This window comes from Actinokineospora sp. NPDC004072 (assembly GCF_053604195.1).
Window position 1 is genome coordinate 216,984 of the sequence record NZ_JBSGHB010000009.1, and the last position, 19,758, is coordinate 236,741.

A 19,758-nucleotide genomic window follows, 5' to 3' on the forward strand; every position below is an offset into this window, starting at 1 on the left:
CCGGAGGGAACTTACTCGATCACTCGATGAAGCAGCCATCGGGGGTAGGGCACGACGACCCGCAGACTGGGAGTACCGCTCTTACCAGCGAAGACCCCAACGAGGGGTCAAAGGGTTCACGCCACCGAGGGGCGATCGGGGGCTAGGCCAACCCGGAGTGGGTGTCGTCGTCGGGCTGGATGGGGTTGGTGGGGCCCTCGCCGGGCGTGCTGTTCAGGCGGGCGCGGATGCGGGTGACCCCGGTTTGGTCGCGGAGCTGGGCGTAGGCGTGCAGGGCCTGGGTCCAGCAGACGTTGGCCTGCCTGCGGTTTCCCAGCCGTTCGCACGCGGTGCCGTGGACTTCCGAGCCCCTGGCCAGGGTCGCCAGCGCGTTGATCCGGCGGGCGAGGGTCACCCCGGTGCGGGCGGCGGATTCGGCGGGCTCGGGGGCGCCGCGGTCGAGGTGCAGGGTGGCCAGGGAGATGTGCAGGCGGGCGGCGACCGGGAGGTCGGTGGCGGCGGTCAGGGCCAGCGCGGCCTCCACGTAGCCGACCGCGGTGGCCCACTCGCGCCTGCCCCGGTGCAGGTCTGCCAGCCCCTCTAGGCACTCGGCCAACGCGGAGGGCTCACCCAGCATCCGGCTGTGGAACTCGCCGTGGCGCAGGTGAAACTCGGCGTCCCCGGTGTTGCTTGCCTTGAGAAGGGCCTTGCCGAGCGCGATGTTGGCCCAGGCGAGGGATTCGCCGTCGTTCAGCTGATGGGCGAGGGCGAGGTGGTCGCGCAGGTGGCGGATGGCGGTCGACACCGATCCGCTGGTCAGCTCCAGCTCGCCCATGGCCTTGTGGACTGCGCTGAGCGCGCGGTCGTTCCCGCTGGCCCGCGCCCACTCCTGGGCTGCGGTGAGGGAGAACCGGGCCTGGTCGGTGTCGCCTTCGGCCATGAGGAGGAGGCCGAGTTCGAGGTGGTTGGACGCCTCGGCCTCCAGGTTGCCGTCGGCTCTGGCGGCCTCGGCGGCGAGTTCGTGCAGGCGGCGGCAGTCGCTGAAATGGCCGTGGCGCATCAGGTGGGCGCTGAAGCAGTCGGCGAGGCGCCAGGCGTGGGCGTGCTCGCCGTGCTCCACGGCCAGTGCGACCGCGCGCACCAGCGCGGTCCGCTCGGTTTCGCACCACGTGCGCGCGTCGGCGGCCGTGGTGAAGGCCAGCGGGCGCACGCCGGGCCCGCACCGGAGGTCGAGGCTGCGGCTGTGCTGCACCGGGAACTGGGCGGCGTTGGCCGAGTGCGCGCTGAACAGGTAGAAGTCCAGCAGCCTGCGCACGCCGCGCGCCTGCTCGCCCGGGTCCTCCAAGCCCACCCGCTGGCGGGCGTAGCTCCGCAGCAGGTCGTGGAACTGGAAGCGCTGGCGCCCGCCCGCGCGGGCCAGCAGGTGCCCGCCGACCAGCACGCCCAGCGCATCCCGGGTGGCGGCCTCGTTCATGCCTGCGCAGGCGGCCGCGGCCGCGAGGCTGAAGTCGCCCGCCGGGTGCAGCCCGGCGAGCCGGAACACCCGCTGGACCTGGTCGGGTAGAACCCGGTAGGACCAGCCGAACACCCGCTCGGGGGAGGAACCGTCGTCGCCGTCGCGGCCGATCTCCTGCAGCAGCTCGTCGGCGTCGGGCAGCGCGGGGGGACCGGTGTGCGACGCGAGGTGCTCGGCGAGCAGAGTGACGATCAGCGGCAGCCCGCCGCACACCGCGGCGAACGCGGCCACCGGCCGGGGGAGCGGGACGCGCCCGGCCAGCCGGGCCGCCAGCAGCTCGGCGCTCTCGGCCGTGGTCAGCGGCGGCACGGTGACCGCCCGGGCGCCCTTGCCGCTCAACGAGGTCAGCCGGTTGCGGCTGGCGACCAGCACCAGGCACTCGGCCAGCACGGCCAGCAGATCGGCGACGTGCTGGGCGTTCGCGGCGTTGTCGAGGACGACGAGCACCATCCGGCCCGCGACGAGCTGCCGCAGCGCGGCCTGCCGGTCCCGCCGCAGGTCGCCGCCGCCCTCCGGGTGGAGGTGGACGAGCAGGGCTTCGACCACCGCACGCGGGTCGACCGGCTCCTCCTCGGCGAAGCCGTTGAGGTCGAAGTACGCCACCTCGTCCACCCGGTCGCGGACGCGGTGGGCCCAGTGGATGGCCAGCGTGCTCTTGCCGACGGCGGGCGGGCCGTCGACCAGCAGCACACCGCGCCGCGGCGCCCCGGCGGCGTCGAACGCGGCGGCGTCGAGCGCCGCGAGCTGGTCGGCCCGGCCGAGGAAGTCCGGGTAGTCCGGGGGGAGCGTGCACAACGCCTGCCCGGCTGCCGCGGGTGGCGGGGGCGGCGCGGACGGCTTGGCGGGGAACATGAGCGCGTTGTGGTGGTCGAGCAGCACCTGCGCGCCCTCCTCGTCGCCGAGCTCCAGCAGCGCGGCGCGCGTCTCGTGGAAGTAGGCGATCTCCTCGCGGCGGTGGCCGCGGGCGACCAGCGCGGTGATGCGGACCTTGGCCAGCTCCACGTCGGTCGGGTGCTCGCGCTGGATCTCCTCCAGGGCGATGAGCGCGCGGTCGGGCTCGTCCAGCACCAGCCAGGCGTCGACCAGGGTGAGGTAGGCCGGGACGAGCTGGTAGCGCGCGGCCTGCCGCCGCCACCGCTCGGCCGCCTCGGTGCGCAGGTCGTCGAGGGCGGGCCCGCGCCACAGCCGGATGGCCTCCTGCGCCAGCTCCGCGGCCCGGTCCGGCGCGGTCGCCTCCCGCGCCATCCGGGCCAAATCCTGGAAGCACCACAGGTCGACGTCCGTCGGGTCGGCGGGGATGCGGAACTTGCGGTCCCTGGTCTGCACGCGCGGTTGGCCCGGCAGCCGCTCCAGGACCGGCTTGAGCTTGCTGGCGTAGCTGTCGAGGGTGCCGGTGGGGTTCTTCGGCTCCGCCTGCGGCGTCCACATCAGCTCCGTCAACGCCTCCCACCGCATCCACTTCCCCGGACGGGTCAGCAGCGCGGCCAGCATCGCCCGCAGCCGGGGCGGCCCCCAGTCGTCGACGAACTGCCCATCGATGCGCAACGCGGTGGTGCCCAAGATCCCGAACAGCGCGTTCACCAGCTTCACCCCTGAGCCGGTAGGGACTCTGTTCCCGCTCTCTCACTACTCTGCGAACGGTCGATGTGACGTTCCGTGATCTTGGAGTGTAGCCGACCGGGCTGCGACCGAGGACCGGCAGAACGACGAAAGTGAACCGTCAGGAGTTTCCAACGCGAAACGCGAACCACCGTCGTTTTCCGGCTGCCGCAAGCCGATGAACCACGCGGCGCGAGGGATTCGCGCGGATGCCCGGGCGACCCTGGTCCGCGACGGCGGGAATCGATTCCCGGCAGGCGCAGGGACAGGGGAGGCGCGAGATGGGAACGGTCAGGTGGATACGCGGGCCGGTCGGCCACGACGCGGCCGGTCGGCTCACCCGCTCCGGGCTCAAGTCGGTGCTGGTGCTGGTGCAGACGGTGACCGCGGCCAACCGGCTGGCGGACGTGCTGCCGGTGTTCGACGGGGACAACCGCGTCCAGCTCGTCTACGCCGTGCCGCACGGCGAGGACGTGTGGGACGGCGTGGAATCGCATGTGCGCTCGCTCGGCGGGCTCGTGCTGCCGTGGGAGCAGGCCATCCGGCAGGAGTGGGACCTGGCGATCAGCGCGTGCCAGGAGGGGATCGAGCAGGTGCGCGGGAAGCTGCTGACGCTGCCGCACGGCGCGGGCGCGGGCAAGTCCCGCAAGCGCAGCCGGATGAGCGTGGCGACCGAGCCGACGACCGGCCTCGACCGGGAGGTCTTCGTCCGCGGCGGTCGGATCATCCCGCAGCGGATCGCGCTGTCCACTGAGGACGACCTGCGCCTGCTCGCCGCGCACTGCCCGGAAGCCCGGGAAAGGGCTTTCATCGCAGGCGATCCGTGCCTGGACCGCATGCTCGCCTCCCGCGCCCTGCGCGAGCGCTACCGCGCGGCGATGGGCGTGGCCCCTGGACAAGAGCTGGTGCTGCTGACCTCCACCTGGTCGCCGGAGTCGGCGTTCGGCCGCCATCCCGGCCTGCCGGACCGGCTGGTCGACGAGCTGCCGTCGGCGCGCGTCGCGCTCGTGCTGCACCCCAACGTCTGGGCCGTGCACGGCGCGTCGACCATCCGCGGCTGGCTGGCCAGGGCGGTGGCCCGCGGGCTGGTGGTCGTGCCGCCCGAGCGCGGCTGGCAGGGCGCGGTGCTCGCCGCCGACGTCGTCCTCGGCGATCACGGGTCGACCACGGCCTACGCCGTCGGCGCGGGCGCGCGGGTGGTCCTCGCCACGACCCCGGTGGACAACCTGCGCCGGGGCAGCGTGGCCGACCAGGTGCGCGCCGCGCTGCTCGTCATCGACCACGGGCGCCCGCTGGCGCAGCAGCTCAGCCGCGCGCAGGCCGTGCCCGCCCTGGCCGCGGCGCTGTCGTCCTGCCCCGGCGAGGCGCACGCCCGGCTGCGGGCGGCGATGTACCGGCTGCTCGGCCTGCCCGAGCCGGAGTGGCCCGCGGTCGCGGCGTGCGTGCCCGTCCCGGTTCCGCTGCCGTGGTAGGAGTGGCTATGGCGATCATCTGGATCCAGCTCACCGCGGTGGCGCCGGGCGTGCACCGGGCGGACTGGCTGGACACCGCGCTCGGCCGGGGCGACGTGCTGGTCGCCGAGGACGGCGCGGACGACCGGTGGCGTGCCGTGGCCGACGTGGTGACCTCGGCGGACACCGTCCTCCCGGCGGTCAGGTCCTATGTGGAGGAAGTTGCCCGATGCGTTCGCGGACGGCATCGGCCTTCGCCTCGTCCGACTCCGTGTAGAGGTCTGCGGCCTCGGTCCAGGCGGTGAGCGCGGCGTCGTGGTCGCCCTCGTGGCGGGCGGCGTCGCCCAGGGCGGTCAGGAGTTCTGCGGTGTAGTAGGGCGAACCGAAGTCGCGCATGGCGGCGGTCGCGTCGGCCAGCACCCGGCGGGCGCGGCCGCCGTCCCCTTGGCGCAGCTCGATCCCCGCCAGCAGGGCGGCCGCGCGCGCGTGCTGGACGGGGTCGCGGAGGTCAGCGGTCGCCGTGACGACGGCGGACAGCTCGTCGGCAGCCGCCGCCAGCTCACCCCGGTCGGCCAGGATCTCGCCGATCCGCCGCCGGCACAGCACCACCCCGCGCGTGCAGTCCAGCTGCGCGTGCAGGTCGCGGGAACGCCGGAAGCAGGCCAGGGCATGCTCGGGGTCCGCCGAGCGCACGACCACGCCGAGCTGCTCCCACGCGATGGCCTCGCCCATCTCGTCGCCGCACGCGCGGGCGAGGTCCATCGCGCGGGTGCAGTGCTCGGTGGCGCTCTCGGTGTCTCCCAACTGCGCGTAGGCGTAGGCGAGCTGGTTGCGCAGCCTGCATTCCGCTCGGGCGTCCCCGCAGCGGCGGGCGCTGGCGATGCCCGCCTGCTGCAGGTCAATCCACTCGGCGTAGCGCCGGGTGTGCAGGAACCGGCCCCACAGCGCCTCGCAGAACTGCCACACGAGGTCGTCCCAGCCGTGCTCGACCGCGCTGTCCACGGCGGCGCGCACGTTGGCGCGCTCGGCCTCCGCCCAGGCCAACGCTTCCTCCGAGGAGCCCAGGGGCCGCGCGGCCGGGAACCGCGGGCCGATCCGCTCCCGCAGCGGGTGGATGGTCAGCTCGGCGGCGACGGTCCGGTCGAGGTACCACTCGACCACCGCCCGGACGGCGGCCGAGCCGCCCTCGCCGCGCCCGTGCAGGCGCACGAGGTCGTGGAGCGCGTACCGCCCGTCGGCCACCTCCATCACCAGACCGGCCTCGCACAGGGCTTCCAGCCGCCCGGCCATCTCCGCGTCGGCCACCCCCGCGCCCGCCGCCACCGCGGGCACGCCGAACTCACGGCCGGGGTGCCAGGCGCACACGTGGTACGCCTCGCGCAGCGGTGCGGGCAGGTCGCGCGTCGACAGGTCCAGCGCGGCGCTGACCGACAGGTCGTCCCCCAAGGCGAGACCGGCGAGGCGTTCGCGCTCGCTGTCCAAGTTGCCCACCTCCCATTCCAACCGGCGGCGGGACCGGGTGGCCAACCTGGCCCCCACCACGGACAGCGCGAGCGGCAGGCCGCCGCAGAGCCTGCCCAGGGCGGCGGCTGCGCTGGGCTCGGCGGCCACCCGGTCCCGGCCGACCACCGACTCCAGCAGCCGCACGGAATCCCCCGCCCCGAACGGCTCGACCCGCACCCACTGCGCGCCGTCGGTCGCCAAGCCGGACAGCAGGGCCCGCGAGGTGACCACGACCGCGCTGCCGCCTGCGGGCAGCAGCGGCCGCACCTGCCGCGCCGAGACGGCGTCGTCCAGCAGGACGCGCAGCTGCCGGTCGGCGGTGACCGACCGGTAGAGGGCGGCGCGGCGCGGTTCGTCCGGGGGGATGCGTTCGGGTGGGACGCCCAGGGAGAGCAGGAACCACTCCAGGACGTCGGAGGGGGCCGCGGGGCCGCTGAGCACGGCGAACAGGGAGCCGTCGGGGTGCGGGCGCGTGCTCAGCCAGCGGACGGCCAGCGCGGTCTTCCCGGCGCCGCCGATCCCGGTGAGGACGAGCGGGCCGCCGCCCGCGTCGTGGGCGCAGTCCATCGCGGCCAGCTCGGCGGCGCGGGCGACGAAGGCGGCCGGGGGCCGGGGGAGCTGGTCCGGGGTGACGCGCCAGGCGGGCTGCCCGTGGAAGTGGACCGCGCCGACGCTGCCCGCCTGCACGATCTGGTCGGTGGAGCGCCCCACCACCGAGTTGCTGACGGTGCGGTCGGTGCCGCCCATGCCCACCCCCCGGGTGCCGTCCCCCTTCTGTCTTAGCCGCTTCCGATCACCGGGTTGTCCGGTCGGGGCGGTAGTCCACCCGATCGGCGCATGCGGGTGCCTGGGGGGAGTCCTGGCGGTATGCCTTTCTTTTGGGCCGTGGTCCGATAGGGTGAACACGTATTCACCGGCGCCGATCGGCCGCTTTCTCCGCGATGTTTACACGGTTTCCGCAATGGGTGGGAAATTCGCGCCTGCGCACATCCGGCGAACCGCGTCCACTTCCAGAAGGCGCAGAATTACACCTTCTTCCATCGTGCTGTGAACTGTTCACGAACGCCGGTGATCCGCTACTCTTTGGCGGCGGGCGAAATTCACGCCCCATCCCATTGCTGAGCGACGGGAGAACAATTTGCGCAGATTTCAGCGGATCAGTGCGATTGTGGGACTCATGGTCGGGCTGGCCTTCGTCGTGCAACCGGTGGCCGGTGCGTCCGCCGCGGGCGCGGAGCAGACCGCGCGGCTCAGTGTCAGCAAGACCGCGGGGCTCGTCGACGGGACCAGGGTGACCGTGCGGGTGACCGGGTTCCGGCCGAACAGCACCGTCTTCGTGGGCGAGTGCGGCGGCGTCCGCGGCGAACCCGCTTGCCCGGCGGGCAGGCCGCTGGCGGTGACCACCGACAGCACCGGGTCGGCGGCGGTGGCCGTGCCGGTGCGGCGGGCCTTCGAGGGGTACTCGATGACCGGCGCGCCGCTGGGCGTGGTCGATTGCGCCACCAGCACGTGCTACCTGCTGGTGAGCGACCCGGTGTGCGAACCGAGCGTGGAACTGCCGATGGCGGTCCTCTCGTTCCAGACGGCCTAGCCGTCATCGGCTGAATTGACGCGGGCAGCTCGAACGGAGGGAACGCGCGCCTTTTCCGTTCGAGCTGTTTCCGCGGTTCTAGACGAGTATGTGGCGGTGGGGGCGGTCGGGGTCGTAGCACAGGGCAACGGTGTCGCCCGGCTGGGGAATCCGGCTGGAGCGGAAGAACTTCTCGCCGGTGATCTGGTGGGGCTCGCCGGTGTGGTCGGCGAATGAGATGGTGTATTTGACTGCCTCGAACATCGAGGTGGTGTCGCCGGTGCGCGGCGTGACGGTGGTGAACACGCCCTCCGCGCGGTGGCCGTCGCGCAGCATGGCGGTGACCCAGAACGCGATCAGCGCCGTCCCCGCCACGACCAGCACCCCGCCTGCGATTGCGAGCCACGGCCGGCGGCGGGAGGTGATCATGGCGACCACCGTACAAGCAAGACCCGGCAGCCTGCGGCGATCACCCCCGCGGCGTGATCGCCCGCGGCTAGGATCCGGCATGCAGATCCTCACCACCGCCGAGCACCCGGACCTGATGGAGTCGGCCAAGGCGGCGCTGCGGTCGGTCTGGCCGGAGTTCATCCGCCACGACCCGGCGTCGAACACCCACCGCGACGCGGTGAAGCGGTACTTCCCCGAGTTCAACATCCTGCTGGTGGCCGACGGCGAGGTGTGGGCCAACGCGGTCGCGGTGGCGCTGCGGTGGGACGGGGAGGTGGGGTCGCTGCCCGAGGGCTACACCGGGGCGCTCACCGCCGCGGTGGCCGAGCACGAGGCGGGCCTCGCCCCGGACACCCTGTGCGTCATGTCCGCCACGGTCGTGCCCGACCGGGCCCGCGGCGGGCTGGCGGGCGCGGCGCTCACCGCGCTGCGGGAGCGGGCGCAGGCGGCGGGGCTGCAGCGGGTCATCGTGCCGGTGCGGCCCACCCTCAAGGCGAGCTACCCGCTGACCCCGATGGCCGACTTCCAGCGCTGGACGCGCGACGACGGCCTGCACATCGACCCGTGGATCCGCACCCACCAGCGGCTCGGCGCGGTGGTCCTGGGCCCGGCGCCGCGGTCGATGACGGTGACCGGCACCGTCGCCCAGTGGGAGGAGTGGACCGGCATGGCCTTCCCGCAGAGCGGCAGCTACGTCGTGCCGGGCGCGCTGGAGCCCGTGGCGATCGACCGCGACGCCGACCAGGGCGTCTACCACGAGACCAACCTCTGGATGCGCCACCGGTAGGCAGGCGAGTTTGACCGGTTCGCGCCGGGGCACTCTGGCGCATGCTGCTGCGGATACCGGGCGTCTACCGCCCCCAAGGCGACACCCGCCTGCTGTGCTCGGCGTTCCACGACGCGAACCTGCCGCGGGGCGCGAGCGTGCTGGACATCGGCACCGGCACCGGCGTGGTCGCGCTGACGGCCGCCCGCGCCGGGGCCCGCGCCGTGACGGCCGTCGACGTCGCGCGCCGGGCGGTGGCCACGGCGCGCGTCAACGCCTGGCTCAACCGGGCGCCGGTCACCGTGCTGCACGGCGACGCGCTGGCGCTGGTCGCCGGGCGCAGCTTCGACGTCGTGCTGGCCAACCCGCCCTACGTCCCATCCGTCGCCGACGGCGCGGTGACGGGCCCGGCGCGGGCGTGGGAGGGCGGCTGCGACGGGCGCGCCGTCCTGGACCGGCTGTGCGCCGCGGCCCGCGACCTGCTCGTCCCGGGCGGCACGCTGCTGATGGTCCACTCCGCGCTGTGCGGGATCGACCGGTCCCTGCTCGCCCTGCGCGAGCTGGGCCTCAAGTCGGCGGTGGTGGCCCGCGCCCGCGAGCCGTTCGGCCCGGTCATGCGGGGGCGGGCGGCCGCGCTGGTCGGCGCGGGGCTGCTCGGCCCGGACGACGTGGACGAGGAGCTGGTGGTCATCCGGGCCGACCGGGCGATCACCGACGTGGTCTAGCCAGCGCGGACGGCCACCAGATCCGGCGGCCGATGTCGATGGTGAGCGCGGGCACGAGCAGGGAGCGCACGACCAGGGTGTCCAGCAGGACGCCGAAGGCGACGATGAACGCGAGCTGGGCCAGGAACAGGATCGGCAGCACGGCGAGGGCGGCGAAGGTCGCCGCCAGCACCACCCCGGCCGAGGTGATCACCGCGCCGGTCAGCCGCAGCCCGCGCAGCGTGCCCTCGCGGGTGCCGTGCGCCGCGGCCTCCTCGCGCACGCGGGTCATCAGGAAGATGTTGTAGTCGATGCCGAGCGCGACCAGGAACACGAACCCGAACAGCGGCACGACCGGATCGGCGCCCGGGAAGCCCAGGACGTGGTTGAAGACCAGCGCCGACACGCCCATCGTCGCAGCGAAGGACAGCACGACGGTGGCGATGAGCATGAGCGGCGCGAGCAGGGCCCGCAGCAGCAGCGCGAGCACGGCGAAGACGACCGCCAGCACGATCGGAATGATCACCGCGCGGTCGCGCTCGGAGGTCAGCTGGGTGTCCAGCAGCTGGGCGGTGGGCCCGCCCACCTGGGCGTTCGCGCCCGGCACCGCGTGCACGGCCGAGCGCAGCCGGTCCACGGTGGCGATGGCGGTCTCCGAGCCCGCCGGGTCGGCCAGCACGGCCTCGATGCGCACCAGGCCATCGGCCTGCCCGGTGACCCGCGCGTCGGCGACCCCCGGCACGCGCGCCGCGCTGGTGACCGCCTCGGCCTGGCCCGCGTCGGCCACGATGATGGCCGGGGAGCCGCTGCCCGCGGGGAAGTGCCGCGACAGCGCCTCCTGGCCCGCGACCGACTCCACGGGCGTCAGGAAGATGTCGGACTGCGCGGTGCCCTCGGCCTTGAGCTGGGGGAGGAACGCGGCCAGCGCGACCAGGCCGATGGTGGTGGCGACCCAGACCGCGCGCGGGGCCCGGCCCACGCGCCCGGCCACCCGGGCCCAGAGCCCGCCGTGGTCGGCGCCCGCGTCGACCTTGGGCGCGAACGGCCAGAACGCGGCCCGGCCGACCAGGGCGAGCACGGCGGGCAGGAAGGTGACCGCCGAGAGCAGGGCCGCGCCGATGCCGATGGCGGCGACCGGGCCGAGGCCGCGGTTGGAGTTGAGGTCGCTGAACAGCAGGCAGAGCACGCCGAGGATGACCGTGCCCGCCGAGGCGGCGATGGGCTCGATCGTGGCCCGCCACGCCCGGCTGATGGCGACGTGCTTGTCCGCGGTGCCGCGCAGCTCCTCGCGGTAGCGGGCGACCAGGAGCAGGGCGTAGTCGGTGGCCGCTCCGAAGACCAGGATGAACAGGATGCCCTGGCTCTGCCCGTTGAGCGCGAGCACGTCGTGGTCGGCCAGCAGGTAGACCGCCAGGCTGGCCAGCCCGAGCGCGAACACCGCCGCGACCAGCACGAGCAGCGGCAGCAGGGGGCTGCGGTAGACCACGACCAGGATCAGCGCCACCACCGCGCCCGCGACCAGCAGCAGCAGGCCGTCGACGCCGCCGAAGGCCTCGCCCAGGTCGGCCGCCTGCGCGGCGGGGCCGGTCACCAGGACCGCGAGCCCCGGGGGAGCGCCATCGCCGACCGCGGCCCGCATCGCCTCCACGCCGTCTCCGGGGTCCTGCCCGGGCGCCAGCGCGACGACCACCTGCGCGGCCTCGCCGTCCTCGGCGGGCAGCACGGGGGAGACCTCGCCCAAGCTGGTGAGCGCGCGGGTCGTGGTGCGCAGGTGGTCGAGGTCGGCGGGGGTGAGCCCGCCCGCCCGCTCGGCCACGACGACCGCCGGGATGCCCTGCCGGTCGGCGAAGCGCCGCTGCGCCTCGGCGACCTGCGTGGACTCGGCCGAGGCTGGCAGGAACGCGGCGCTGTCGTTCTCGGCGACGCCCGCCAGCTTGCCCGCGTACGGCCCGGCGATCGAGCCCAGCGCCAGCCACCCGACCGCCACCAGGGCGGGCAGCAGCCACCGCCACCGTCGGGGCCGGACCGGTGCGCTGGCGTCCACGGCACGCTCCATTTCGGTGGCGGGATTTTTCGGCCACCGAAGGATAAGCTGGGCCGGTCCACCCGGCAACCGGAGGTCCGCATGTCCGACGACGACGGCCTGATCGCCCTGATCCGCCGCCTCGGCGTCGAATCCGAGCGCTTCACCGACCTGTTCGTCGAGTTCCACGGCGTGCACCGCACCGACATGACCGCGCTCGTGGTGATCATGGACGCGGCCCGCGCGGGCGCCCCGATGACCCCCACCGCGCTGGCCGCCGCCCTGAACCTGAGCAACTCGGCCACCACGTCCGTGCTCGACCGCCTCGAACAGGCAGGCCACATCGAGCGCACGCGCAGCGCCCAGGACCGCCGCCGGATCGAGCTGCGGATGCACGAGCGCGCCCGCGAACTCGGCGCGGCGTTCTTCGCCCCGCTGCGCGCCGAGCTGGTCGACGCATGGCAGGGCATGACCGACGCCGACCGCGCGGTCGTCGCCCGCTTCCTGCGCACCACGATCGAGGCCACGGTCGCGGCCCGCGAGCGCCTCCAGCGCCGGTGACTCAGCGCTCGGCGCTCTCCCAGCCCAGCCGGGTGGCGATCTCGGTGGCGCGCAGGAACTTCTCCGGCCCCCACGTCGGGATCGGTTCCCCCGGCACCGCCGGGTCACCCGCCTCGGTGAACAGCGCCTCGAATCCCCCGGGCGTGTAGAGGAACACCGTGCGGGCGACGTGGGAGCTCAAGTTGCGGAAGCAGTGCGGCGTCCCGCGCGGCACGAAGACGAAGTCGCCCGCGTTGCCGAGGAACCGCTCGTCGGCGACGCGGAACTCCAGCTGTCCGGAGAGGACGTAGAACGCCTCGTCCTCGCGCGTGTGGACGTGCATCGGGGGGCCGCCGCCCGGGGGGATGGACGACTCCAGGACCGACAGCGCGCCGCCGGTCGTCGCCGCGCTGGCCTTGACGGTGTAGACGTTGCCGTCGAACCAGGTGGTCTCGCCCTGGCCCGCGGGCACGTGTGCGGGGCGCATGCTGCTCCTCACTCGGTGGACCACGGTCGGTCCGGTCGGTACAGCCGGGCCGCCGTCCGCTGCTCGAACGGCGCCCCGGCGGGCAGGTTGATCAGCTCCATCTGCATCCCCCACGGCGTCAGGAAGTACACCCAGCGGTCGCCCGCGATGGGCCCGTCGGCGATGGTCTCCGGATCGCCGAGGACGTCGACGCCCCGGGAGCGCAGGTAGTCGGCGGCGGCGTCCACGTCGGCCACGTGGATGGCCAGGTGGTGGCCGCCCCAGTCGCTGTTGCGGGGCAGCTGCCTGCGCTGGTCGGGCGCGTTGTACTCGAACAGCTCCAGATTGGTCACCGGGCCGAGGCGGAGCATGGCGACCCGGGCGGTGGCGGTGGGGTGCACGGCGAGCTTGCGGGTCATCCAGTCGCCCTCGTCATCGCGCACCGGCCCCTCCTCGTACACCAGCCGCGCGCCGATGACCTCGGTGAAGAACGCCACCGCCGCGTCGAGGTCGGGGACGGTGTAGGCGACGTGGTGCACCGCCGACGCCCCCGGGATCACCCCGCACCGCCCGCGCGCGGCACGTCGATCGCCAGCCAGCAGCTCCTCCGCGCCGAGGTTGGCGAAGCGGTGCGCCGACCCGGTCCGGGTGGCGACCAGGTGCCCCGGCCGCAGCCGGTGCGGCGCGTCGTCGACGTCGAGCCGACCGTCGCCCGCGAGGACGAAGTAGAACCGGTCGGTGTCGGGCCGCTCGTCGCGGACCGCGCCGGGCGGCAGCGACGACCAGGTGATGGCGCCCCACGTGCTGCTCAGCCCGTCCCTGCGCACCTGCGGCCCGCCGCGGTCGGGGCAGGCCAGCCCGGCGAGGGCATCGGCGGCGTCGGCGAGCTCGGCTGCGGTGAGGTCGTTGCGGAAGCAGGCCGCGCCGATGCCCACCGGCAGCGGCATGCGCTGCAGCCCGTCGCGGTGGCGGGTCGTCTCCCGCAGCGCCTGCCCCAGCAGGTCGGCGTCGAGCAGCGGGTGCCACACCGGCAGCCGCAGCCTGCGCATCAGGGTGAAGATCCGCTCGCGGTCGCGTTCGGACACCAGCCCGCGCCGCTCGGCGAGCACGGTGGTCAGCGCCATGTCGATGGCGACGGCCTCGCCGTGCAGCAGCGCGGGCAGCGCGCGCATCTCCAGCGTGGGGCTGAACGAGTGGCCGTAGTCGACCACGCGCTCCAGCTCCTTCTCCCACAGGTTCGGCCGCAGCTCGTCGAGCATGCCGCCGACCGCGCGGTTGAACACCTCGGTGGCGATGATCTCCCCGGTCAGCGTCTGCCCGGTCAGCCGCTCGGCGAGCAGCAGCTCGGCGTACTCCTCCAGCAGCCGGAACAGGCGCGCGTCCTTGATCAGGGCGATCTTGAGGATCTCCGCGAGGCCGTTGCTGACGTGCCGGTCGGCCAGCGTGGCCAGGAAGCCGCGGTCGAGCAGGGCGACGCTGGCGGGCGAGTAGGACCCCAGCCGGTTCTTGTGGCAGCCGAAGTTCACCCCCGTCTTGACCCCGATCCCGGCGTCGACCAGCCCGATCAGCGAGGTCGGCACCCGCACGTACGGGGTGCTGCGCCGGTAGAGGCCCGCGGCCAGGCCCACGATGTCGAGCACGATCCCGCCGCCGATGCCGATGATCGGCTCGTGCCTGCGGGAGATGCCGAAGGCGTCGAGCCCGCGCACGATGGTGAAGACGGCGTCCATCGTCTTGGCCTCCTCGGCCGCCGGGAGGACGCACAGCCGGTACTCGCACCCGTGGTGCTCCAGGTAGGCGCGGATGTCCTGGCCGTAGCGCTCGTGCACCTCGGCGTCGACCACGACGAACCGCCGCGGCCGCTCGGTGGCCACGGTGGCCCCGGCCTCGATCAGCGCCGGGTTGGCCGGGTCGAAGACGCCGCTGACCGCCTTGACCTCGTAGGTGATGGACTGCTGGGCCGAGACCTGCCAGTGGTGGGGCGCCAGTTGGGTGCGCGCCGCTGGTGTGTTCATATCCTCGCAACCACTTCGTTGACTGCTGACTGCACGGCGGCGGCCGCTGCCGCGATCGCCGCGGGCGGGGAGAGCGGGTCGATGCCGAACCCGGCGCCGAGGTAGGCGTCGACGACGCCGACCGACAGCGCGATCGACCGGCTGAGGAGGTCGTCGGTGCGGGGGAGCATGTTCGGCGCGTACCGCCGGGTGGTGGGGTGCGCCGGGCACGCGAACGGGTGCTCGGCCGCGGTGGGCATGCGCCGCCCGAACAGCTGCGGCATGTTCCCGTAGTAGTGGCGGCCGGAGTCGATGAGCGTGGCGGTGCCGAGCCGGTCGGCCACCGCCCGCGCCGCCGCGGCCGACTCGAACCGCAGGACGAGGAAGGTGGCGCACTCGCCGTCGGGGTCGTTGAGCCGCCTGCGGGCCACGCCCGGCAGCTCCCCGATCGCCTCGGCGAAGGCCGCCTTCTGCTTGCGCAGCACGGCCAGGATGGTGTCGATCTTGCGGAGCTGGCCCAGCGCCACCGCGCCGCTGAGCTCGTGCATCCGCAGGTTCATCCCGAACAGCGAGTCGGCGTCGGCGATGCCCCGCCGCAGCGGTTTGACGCCGTGGTCGTGGAAGGCGAAGGCGCGTTCGTAGGCGTGGTCGTCGGCCAGCGTCAGCAGGCCGCCGTCGCCGCTGGTGATGACCTTGAACAGGTTGAGCGAGAACGCCCCGGCGTCGCCGATCGCGCCGAGGGCCCGGCCGCGGTACCGGCCGCCGCACGCCTGGGCGGCGTCCTCGATGAGCAGCAGGCCGTGCGCGTCGGCGACCTGCCGCAGCTCGGCCATCGCGGCGGGCGCGCCCAGCATGTGCACGGCGATGACGGCCTTGGTCGCCGGGGTGATCCGGCGGGCCACGTCGGCGGGGTCCAGCGTCAGCGACTCGTCGACCTCGGCCAGCACCGGCACCGCGCCGCGGTGCACGACCGCCGCGATCGTCGCGATGAAGGTGTAGCCGGGCACGATCACCTCGTCGCCCGGGCCGACGCCGAGCGCGGCCAGCGCGGTGAGCAGCGCCGAGGTGCAGCTGTTCACCGCGAGGCAGTGCCGGGCCCCGGTGCGCTGCTTGAACTCCCGCTCCAGGGTGTGCACCATCGACGGCGCGTCCGCGTCGTCGAACCGGTACCGGTTGATGCGCCAGCCCGCCAGCGCTTGGTGCACCAGGGCTTTCTCTTCGTCACCGAGGAAGAAGTATCCCGGGCCGCTCATCGGCGCGCCTTTCTGCCGTGGGGTGGCGGTCGGCGCCGAGGATCCGGTCGGCCGACCGCAGGGCCAGTGCGACGCTGGTCAGCGTCGGGTTGCTCGCGGTGCCGGTCGGGATCAGGCCGTTGCCGCCGAGGTGGAGGTTGGCGACGCCCCAGACCCGGGCGTCGGGGTCGACCACGCTGGTGGCCGGGTCGGCGCCCATGCGGGTGGTGCCCGCGATGTGCAGCGGCAGCGTGGGCACCACGAACCGCGGCTCGGACCCGGGCAGGTACGGCCCCAGCGCCGCCGCGGCCCGGCGCAGGTCCGCCATCATCCGGTGCTGCCGGACCCGGTCCGCGGTGCTGAGCGCGAACTCGAAGCGCGGCTCCGGCATGCCGAAGGCGTCCCGCGCGGTCTCGGCGAAGCGCACCCGGTTGGCGGGCGCCGGGTCGACCAGGCCGAACCAGCGCAGGTCCACCACGCGCCGCCGGTCGACACCGGGGTGGGGGACCGCGTCGGCGTAGGGCAGGTCGCGGTGGATCTGGCAGTGCCAGGGCCGCCCGTCCGACACCGGGATCCACACGTTCGGGTCCTCGGGGTCGGTCAGCTCCCCCAGCTCGTCGCGCAGCACGACCTGGCAGAAGGCCACCGGCTGCTCGGTGAGGTACCGGCCCAGCGCGGGCGGGCGGATGCCGGAGGCGTGCAGCAGCTGCGGGGTGAGCACCGCGCCGCAGGCCACGACGTAGGTCTGCGCCTCGACGTGCAGGACCTGCCCGGTGGTGAGGTCCTCGACCTCGGCGCGCTCGACCCGGGAGCCGTCGGCCGAGCGGACGAGCCGCCTGCACAGGTGCTGCTCGCGCAGGGTGAAGCCCGCCCAGCCCTCGGCCAGCGGGCCCAGGACGGTGTCCGCGCCGGTCCAGCGCACCAGCCGCGGGTTGTCCGCGCTGCGCTGCGCGGCGATGGGCAGGTGCTGCACGCCGTGCGGGTCGGGCAGCTCGGCGTACTCGGCGGCCAGCGCGCCGAGGACCGCCCGGTGGCAGGGCGCGTGGGCGGTCAGGTCTGAGCGGGTGCCGAGCAGCGCCTCGGCCTGGGCGTAGCGGGCCTCCCACTCCGCGGCCGGGAGGGCGGTGGAGCGCTCGACGGTCGGGTGGTGCCGGGGCGTCACGCCGGTCCAGTGCGTGGCCATCCCGCCGACGGCGTAGGTGGCCACCGCCGCGTCCAGGCTGATGAGCAGGTCGCGCTCGGTCGCCGCGGACGCCGGGCCGGACAGCGGGTGCAGGTGCCCGCGGACCAGCGCGCCGAAGCGGTCGTGGTCGCGCTGGTAGGCGTGGGTGTTCTTCAGGTGCTCGCCGGGCCTGCGCGACAGCTGCGGCCCGGCGTCCACCATCAGGACGCTGCGGCCCCCGGCGACGATGGTGCGCGTGAACGCGGCGCCCACCGGCCCGGAGCCCACGACGAGGACATCGACCTCGACGCGCTGGTGACTCATGCGGTTTCCCCTCTGATCAGTCGGCCGGTGTGCGCACCGGAAGGCCGGCGCTCACCGCTGCGGGCATCAACGCGAGCAGCAGCAGTTCCAGCGGCGCGTCGCCCGCATTGCGCCACCGCCCGCGCACCGCGTGCGCGCACAGGAGCACCGCCCCTGCGGCGACGGGCAGCGGCGCGGCCCCCTCGGCGGTGTACTCGCCTGCGCCGCCGAGGACGAACCACACCTCTTCGATGTCGTCGCGCCCGCGCTCGTCGAGGACCGCCCCCGGCGCGAGCCGGACGTAGTCGAAGGACTCGCACTCGCTGAACAACATCCCGCGGCGGCCCAGGCACCGCCACGCCGCGTCGCCGTCGAAGGACCGGGTGAGGCCGTCGTGGGTCCGGGAGACGATCACGCCGCACCTCCCGCCGCCAGGCTGACGACGAAGAACTCCAGGCCGCGCGGCCCGCTCGTCACGGTGACGCCCTCACCGAGCGGCACGGCGACGGACACCCCGTGCCGCAGCGGGACGGTCCTCGTCGCCGTCGCGGCGGTCCCGGTGCCCGCCAGCGCGAAGAGCACGTGCTCCTGGCCGTCGGCGACCAGGACCTCGGCGTCGGCCGGGCGCAGGCGCACCAGCCGGGCCCGGCGCAGCGGCCCGGCGAGGTAGCCCGCGGCGTCGAGGTCGCGGACCTCGCGCAGGGGGACCACCGCCGCCCGGACCGCGCCTGCACGCTCGGGCGACCCGCAGGCCATCCCCGGCCCGGACACCTCGATGACCAGCCAGACCAGGTCGGCCGCGCCGGTGTTGCGGATGCCGTGGCGGGTGCCGAGGCAGGTGGTGACCAGGTCGCCGGGGCCGACCGGGTGGTCCACCCCGTTGATCGTCATCACCCCGGAGCCGGAGACGATGTAGTCGAACTGCTCGGTGCGGCTGTGCAGGTGCTCGCCGCTGGCCCCGCCCGGGGGCAGCCACGAGCACTCCACCGCCTCCCACGCGCCGAACAGGTTGTTCCGGCGGGCCAGGCACTTCCACCGCGCGACCTTCTCGCCGCCGTGCATCTGGTAGACCTCGGACGGCTCGTCCAGCGTCGTGACCACCAAGCGGTCGGCCATGCGCACCTCCTAGGCGACGGGGCAGCGGGCGGGGAGCCGGTCGGTGACCGCGGCGGGCAGCACCGCGAGCGCGACGAGTTCGAGCGGGCCGCCCGATCCACTGTGGACCGAGCCGCCGCGGCCGCCGGTCCACAGGACGAGGTCGCCCGCGCGCACCGGGACCGAGTGGTCGGCGCCGTCGTGGAAGCGGCCTTCGCCGCTGAGGACGAACCACACCGCCTCGACGCCCGCCCGGCCGCGTCCATCCCGGACCGACCCGGGCGGCAGCCGCACGTAGTCCACGGCCTCGCACTCGCTGTGCAGCATGCCCCGCCGCGCCAGGCAGCGCCAGGCCGCGCCCGCCGCGGTGCGGCTGCGCACGCCCGCGTCGGTGACGATCACGACGCCGCGCCGTCGGGCTGCGGGGTGGCCAGGCTGGCGATGAACAGCTCCAGGCCGTCGCCGCCCGCCTCGACGGTCACGCTGCTGCCCAGCGGCAGCGTCAGCGCGACCCCGTGGCGCAGGGCGACCGTCGCCGAGCCGTTCACCGCGTTCCCGCTGCCCCGCACCGTGAACAGCGTGTGCTCCTGGGTGTCGGCCACCAGCGTCTCGCGCTGGCCCGGGGCCAGCTGCGGCAGCCGGATCCGGCCCAGCGGTCCACTGAGGAACACCCGGGCGTCGATCTCCCGGACCTCCCTGAGGTTGATCACCACGGCGTTGCTCATCGCATCCCCCCATGTTCGGCCTGCTTCTGGTAATCGGCGTAGACGGCGGCCATCAGCGGTCCCACCACTTCGATGACCAGCCACGTCAACTGGTCCTCGCCCGCGTTGCGCAGGCCGTGACGGGTGCCGATGCCGTTGAGCACCACGTCGCCGCCCTGGACCGGGTACTCCCGGCCGTCGAGGAGCATCACCCCGGTGCCGGAGATGATGAAGTACAGCTCCTCGGTGCGGGTGTGCACGTGCTCCCCGCTGACCCCGCCCGGCGGCAGCCCGGCCCACTCGACGGCCTCCCACCCGCCGAACAGGTCGTCGCGGCGGGCGAAGCACTTCCACCAGGACACCCCGGCGGCGCCGTGCACGCCGTGGACCTCCGACGGGTCGGCGGCGTCGGCGATGACCGCGGGCTCGGTCACGGCCGCCCTCCCGCCCGCAGCCCGTCCAGGTGGGCCAGCCACCCGCGCAGCGTCGGCGCGGCCGCCAGCTCCTCGAAGACCACCGGGATGCGGGCCCGCCGCCAGCGGCCGACCAGCCGCATCATGTCGATCGAGCTGAGCCCCAGCAGGACCAGGTTGGCCTCGGCCGGGATGTCCTCGGGCGCCACGCCCAGCAGCGGGGCCACCAGCGCGCGCAGCTCGGCCTCGTCGGGCGGCTGGGTGCTCGTCGGGGAATCGGTGTCCATG

Annotated in this window: 19 protein-coding genes; 5 read left to right on the top strand and 14 right to left on the bottom strand. The window is 74.3% G+C overall.

What is annotated here, in order from left to right; translation table 11 throughout:
* Positions 1-142: 142 nt before the first annotated feature.
* On the bottom strand, positions 143-3,076 hold the full coding sequence (locus ACWEPX_RS16270) for a BTAD domain-containing putative transcriptional regulator (RefSeq protein ID WP_451897969.1): 2,934 nt from the start codon (positions 3,074-3,076) through the stop codon (positions 143-145).
* Between the two features lie 299 nt (positions 3,077-3,375).
* On the opposite strand from ACWEPX_RS16270, the gene ACWEPX_RS16275 reads away from it, so the two are divergent.
* On the top strand, positions 3,376-4,566 hold the full coding sequence (locus ACWEPX_RS16275; RefSeq protein ID WP_451897970.1) for a hypothetical protein: 1,191 nt from the start codon (positions 3,376-3,378) through the stop codon (positions 4,564-4,566).
* 180 nt (positions 4,567-4,746) lie between these two features.
* Here ACWEPX_RS16275 and ACWEPX_RS16280 read toward each other — a convergent pair whose 3' ends face one another.
* On the bottom strand, positions 4,747-6,795 hold the full coding sequence (locus ACWEPX_RS16280; protein ID WP_451897971.1) for a tetratricopeptide repeat protein: 2,049 nt from the start codon (positions 6,793-6,795) through the stop codon (positions 4,747-4,749).
* Between the two features lie 430 nt (positions 6,796-7,225).
* Between ACWEPX_RS16280 and ACWEPX_RS16285 the strand changes: the two genes are divergently transcribed.
* Positions 7,226-7,639, top strand: a complete 414-nt coding sequence (locus ACWEPX_RS16285) for an enediyne antibiotic chromoprotein (protein WP_451897972.1) — start codon at positions 7,226-7,228, stop codon at positions 7,637-7,639.
* A 78-nt stretch (positions 7,640-7,717) separates the two neighbouring features.
* Here the strand turns inward: ACWEPX_RS16285 and ACWEPX_RS16290 are convergent, their stop codons facing one another.
* Complete coding sequence (locus ACWEPX_RS16290) at positions 7,718-8,047, bottom strand: hypothetical protein (RefSeq protein ID WP_451897973.1); 330 nt, start codon at positions 8,045-8,047, stop codon at positions 7,718-7,720.
* Positions 8,048-8,126: 79 nt separating this feature from the next.
* On the opposite strand from ACWEPX_RS16290, the gene ACWEPX_RS16295 reads away from it, so the two are divergent.
* The gene (locus ACWEPX_RS16295) at positions 8,127-8,855 is read left to right on the top strand and encodes a Long-chain-fatty-acid--CoA ligase (RefSeq protein ID WP_451897974.1); all 729 of its coding nucleotides are present in this window, start codon (positions 8,127-8,129) and stop codon (positions 8,853-8,855) included.
* A gap of 41 nt (positions 8,856-8,896) precedes the next feature.
* A complete protein-coding gene (locus ACWEPX_RS16300; RefSeq protein ID WP_451897975.1) occupies positions 8,897-9,559 on the top strand; it encodes a HemK2/MTQ2 family protein methyltransferase in 663 nt (220 codons plus the stop codon).
* On the opposite strand, the gene ACWEPX_RS16305 is transcribed toward ACWEPX_RS16300, so the two are convergent.
* Complete coding sequence (locus tag ACWEPX_RS16305; RefSeq protein ID WP_451897976.1) at positions 9,543-11,582, bottom strand: MMPL family transporter; 2,040 nt, start codon at positions 11,580-11,582, stop codon at positions 9,543-9,545. The genes ACWEPX_RS16300 and ACWEPX_RS16305 overlap by 17 nt on opposite strands.
* An 81-nt stretch (positions 11,583-11,663) precedes the next feature.
* On the opposite strand from ACWEPX_RS16305, the gene ACWEPX_RS16310 reads away from it, so the two are divergent.
* A complete protein-coding gene (locus ACWEPX_RS16310; RefSeq protein WP_451897977.1) occupies positions 11,664-12,122 on the top strand; it encodes a MarR family winged helix-turn-helix transcriptional regulator in 459 nt (152 codons plus the stop codon).
* A gap of 1 nt (position 12,123) precedes the next feature.
* Here the strand turns inward: ACWEPX_RS16310 and ACWEPX_RS16315 are convergent, their stop codons facing one another.
* From ACWEPX_RS16315 to ACWEPX_RS16360, 10 genes are read right to left on the bottom strand one after another with little or no spacing between them, the layout of a single operon-like run.
* Positions 12,124-12,588, bottom strand: a complete 465-nt coding sequence (locus ACWEPX_RS16315; RefSeq protein ID WP_451897978.1) for a quercetin 2,3-dioxygenase — start codon at positions 12,586-12,588, stop codon at positions 12,124-12,126.
* A gap of 8 nt (positions 12,589-12,596) precedes the next feature.
* The gene (locus ACWEPX_RS16320) at positions 12,597-14,582 is read right to left on the bottom strand and encodes an iron-containing alcohol dehydrogenase (protein ID WP_451897979.1); all 1,986 of its coding nucleotides are present in this window, start codon (positions 14,580-14,582) and stop codon (positions 12,597-12,599) included.
* A complete protein-coding gene (locus ACWEPX_RS16325) occupies positions 14,579-15,814 on the bottom strand; it encodes a DegT/DnrJ/EryC1/StrS family aminotransferase (protein WP_451897980.1) in 1,236 nt (411 codons plus the stop codon). Before ACWEPX_RS16325 ends, ACWEPX_RS16320 begins: the two co-directional genes overlap by 4 nt.
* The gene (locus tag ACWEPX_RS16330; RefSeq protein ID WP_451897981.1) at positions 15,783-17,279 is read right to left on the bottom strand and encodes a GMC oxidoreductase; all 1,497 of its coding nucleotides are present in this window, start codon (positions 17,277-17,279) and stop codon (positions 15,783-15,785) included. The genes ACWEPX_RS16325 and ACWEPX_RS16330 overlap by 32 nt, the downstream gene beginning before the upstream one ends.
* Positions 17,280-17,295: 16 nt before the next feature.
* Positions 17,296-17,673 carry a cupin domain-containing protein gene (locus ACWEPX_RS16335; protein ID WP_451897982.1) on the bottom strand — a complete coding sequence of 126 codons (378 nt, stop codon included), beginning with the start codon at positions 17,671-17,673 and terminating at the stop codon, positions 17,296-17,298.
* Positions 17,670-18,374, bottom strand: coding sequence for a cupin domain-containing protein (locus ACWEPX_RS16340; protein ID WP_451897983.1), 705 nt, complete (start codon positions 18,372-18,374; stop codon positions 17,670-17,672). Before ACWEPX_RS16340 ends, ACWEPX_RS16335 begins: the two co-directional genes overlap by 4 nt.
* Positions 18,375-18,383: 9 nt before the next feature.
* Positions 18,384-18,755, bottom strand: coding sequence for a cupin domain-containing protein (locus tag ACWEPX_RS16345; protein WP_451897984.1), 372 nt, complete (start codon positions 18,753-18,755; stop codon positions 18,384-18,386).
* Entirely contained in the window at positions 18,752-19,078 is a 327-nt protein-coding gene (locus ACWEPX_RS16350) for a hypothetical protein (RefSeq protein WP_451897985.1), read from the bottom strand. The genes ACWEPX_RS16345 and ACWEPX_RS16350 overlap by 4 nt, the downstream gene beginning before the upstream one ends.
* On the bottom strand, positions 19,075-19,491 hold the full coding sequence (locus ACWEPX_RS16355; protein WP_451897986.1) for a cupin domain-containing protein: 417 nt from the start codon (positions 19,489-19,491) through the stop codon (positions 19,075-19,077). The genes ACWEPX_RS16350 and ACWEPX_RS16355 overlap by 4 nt, the downstream gene beginning before the upstream one ends.
* The gene (locus tag ACWEPX_RS16360; RefSeq protein WP_451897987.1) at positions 19,488-19,757 is read right to left on the bottom strand and encodes a phosphopantetheine-binding protein; all 270 of its coding nucleotides are present in this window, start codon (positions 19,755-19,757) and stop codon (positions 19,488-19,490) included. The genes ACWEPX_RS16355 and ACWEPX_RS16360 overlap by 4 nt, the downstream gene beginning before the upstream one ends.
* Position 19,758 lies beyond the last annotated feature (1 nt).

Coding starts and splice junctions, on each gene's coding strand:
- ACWEPX_RS16275 (WP_451897970.1), top strand. CDS start 3,376: ATGGGAACGGTCAGGTGGATACGCGGGCCGGTCGGCCACGACGCGGCC.
- ACWEPX_RS16280 (WP_451897971.1), bottom strand. CDS start 6,795: ATGGGCGGCACCGACCGCACCGTCAGCAACTCGGTGGTGGGGCGCTCC.
- ACWEPX_RS16285 (WP_451897972.1), top strand. CDS start 7,226: ATGGTCGGGCTGGCCTTCGTCGTGCAACCGGTGGCCGGTGCGTCCGCC.
- ACWEPX_RS16290 (WP_451897973.1), bottom strand. CDS start 8,047: ATGATCACCTCCCGCCGCCGGCCGTGGCTCGCAATCGCAGGCGGGGTG.
- ACWEPX_RS16295 (WP_451897974.1), top strand. CDS start 8,127: ATGCAGATCCTCACCACCGCCGAGCACCCGGACCTGATGGAGTCGGCC.
- ACWEPX_RS16300 (WP_451897975.1), top strand. CDS start 8,897: ATGCTGCTGCGGATACCGGGCGTCTACCGCCCCCAAGGCGACACCCGC.
- ACWEPX_RS16310 (WP_451897977.1), top strand. CDS start 11,664: ATGTCCGACGACGACGGCCTGATCGCCCTGATCCGCCGCCTCGGCGTC.
- ACWEPX_RS16315 (WP_451897978.1), bottom strand. CDS start 12,588: ATGCGCCCCGCACACGTGCCCGCGGGCCAGGGCGAGACCACCTGGTTC.
- ACWEPX_RS16320 (WP_451897979.1), bottom strand. CDS start 14,582: ATGAACACACCAGCGGCGCGCACCCAACTGGCGCCCCACCACTGGCAG.
- ACWEPX_RS16325 (WP_451897980.1), bottom strand. CDS start 15,814: ATGAGCGGCCCGGGATACTTCTTCCTCGGTGACGAAGAGAAAGCCCTG.
- ACWEPX_RS16330 (WP_451897981.1), bottom strand. CDS start 17,279: ATGAGTCACCAGCGCGTCGAGGTCGATGTCCTCGTCGTGGGCTCCGGG.
- ACWEPX_RS16340 (WP_451897983.1), bottom strand. CDS start 18,374: ATGGCCGACCGCTTGGTGGTCACGACGCTGGACGAGCCGTCCGAGGTC.
- ACWEPX_RS16350 (WP_451897985.1), bottom strand. CDS start 19,078: ATGAGCAACGCCGTGGTGATCAACCTCAGGGAGGTCCGGGAGATCGAC.
- ACWEPX_RS16360 (WP_451897987.1), bottom strand. CDS start 19,757: ATGGACACCGATTCCCCGACGAGCACCCAGCCGCCCGACGAGGCCGAG.